The following is a 1,182-nucleotide window of genomic DNA, read 5'->3' on the forward strand; positions in this document are numbered from 1 at the left end:
AATCGGCTGCCGCTGCTCGTTAATCACACGCAGGGCTTCCTTGGCTTCAATCATCTTGCTGCGGCCATACACCCCGAACAGGCTCACGCTTGCGCCGGTTACTACCCCTTCAATCGTCAGCTTTTCGGCTTCGGTTGAGATGTGGTCGCTTACCGGCGCACCTTCTTCTACCGCGTACTGCGTTACTCCGTTGGCTAGAGAGGTTTGCTCGCTAATCAGCGCATCTAACTGCAATGCGCCTATCATGGTTTGCGGTGTGTCTTTCAGACGAAATACTAAGTCGATAAGTGCCATTTTTACTTTCCTAAATATGGATAAGGTGTTCTGTACCTATTGGCCAGCCTAGCCGCATCCCTGCCCGGGTTGGGCGAGCCGTTCACGGTGTTACTGATGTTTTGAATAGGGCAGCACACCGGCAGACAAATCCACCGAATCAATCGTTTCTAACTGTTCAATCAGGCTCACGGTGTAGCGGTAGCGGAAACCGCCCACCGCCTGCGGCTCGTAATCCACCTCAAGCAGTTTCGGCACTTGCTGCACCGGCTCGAAATCGACAATATCGGTATTCGCCGCCTCCAGCATCTCTGCCACCGCTTCCGTTTGCAGGCGGTTAGTCAATCCCAAACTGGGCAGATGCCCCGCGATCAGTCAGATCAGTGGAGTTCATCTCGTAGCTTTGGAAACGTACCTTGAAGGCACGGAGCGTATTACGGAGCTTTCGGTAGCCGATGGGTGGGTAGAGCTGCGCGATACGGCTGTTTCGCTTGGTTTTGGTGCTGGTGTGGCAGCACATAGCATCATTCGTGAGATTGCCAAGCAGATGAACCTGACTCTAGTTATGGATGAGAACCTGCCCAATCGAACATGGCGCAACGGCTTCAGTTTCTACGGTGCGGCACGGCGGGCATTGGACAAGATAGTCGCCGGTGCTGGGCTGGAATGGTCTGTGCAAAATCAAACGCTGCAAGTGGTGCAGAAACTGCAACCGACCAAACGAACGGCGGTGGTGCTGGCTGCTGATAGCGGGTTAATTGGCCACCCTGAAAAAATCCGCGATGGTGCGCGGGATAAGGCTGTTCCACAGAACAGCCGCCGCAAAGGCCGGACGGAGCAGAGCGAGCCGCGCGATGGCTGGAAGGTGCATTCGCTACTACTGCCGCAAATCAATCCGGCAGATATTGT

The 1,182-nt window shown here is 54.7% G+C and carries 2 protein-coding genes and 1 pseudogene; 1 reads left to right on the plus strand and 2 read right to left on the minus strand.

The window, feature by feature from the left end:
- Both HMPREF2796_RS11285 and HMPREF2796_RS00770 read right to left on the minus strand, forming a co-directional pair.
- A partial coding sequence (locus HMPREF2796_RS11285; RefSeq protein ID WP_210385327.1) for a phage baseplate protein occupies window positions 1-294 on the minus strand: 294 nt, incomplete at its 3' end.
- A 90-nt stretch (window positions 295-384) separates the two neighbouring features.
- Window positions 385-618 carry a hypothetical protein gene (locus tag HMPREF2796_RS00770; protein ID WP_141749118.1) on the minus strand — a complete coding sequence of 78 codons (234 nt, stop codon included), beginning with the start codon at window positions 616-618 and terminating at the stop codon, window positions 385-387.
- 58 nt (window positions 619-676) lie between these two features.
- On the opposite strand from HMPREF2796_RS00770, the pseudogene HMPREF2796_RS00775 reads away from it, so the two are divergent.
- Window positions 677-1,182: pseudogene (locus HMPREF2796_RS00775) on the plus strand (hypothetical protein); the annotation flags it as partial.

The sequence above is a fragment of the Eikenella sp. HMSC071B05 genome (genome assembly GCF_001811325.1).
Classification (GTDB): domain Bacteria; phylum Pseudomonadota; class Gammaproteobacteria; order Burkholderiales; family Neisseriaceae; genus Eikenella; species Eikenella corrodens.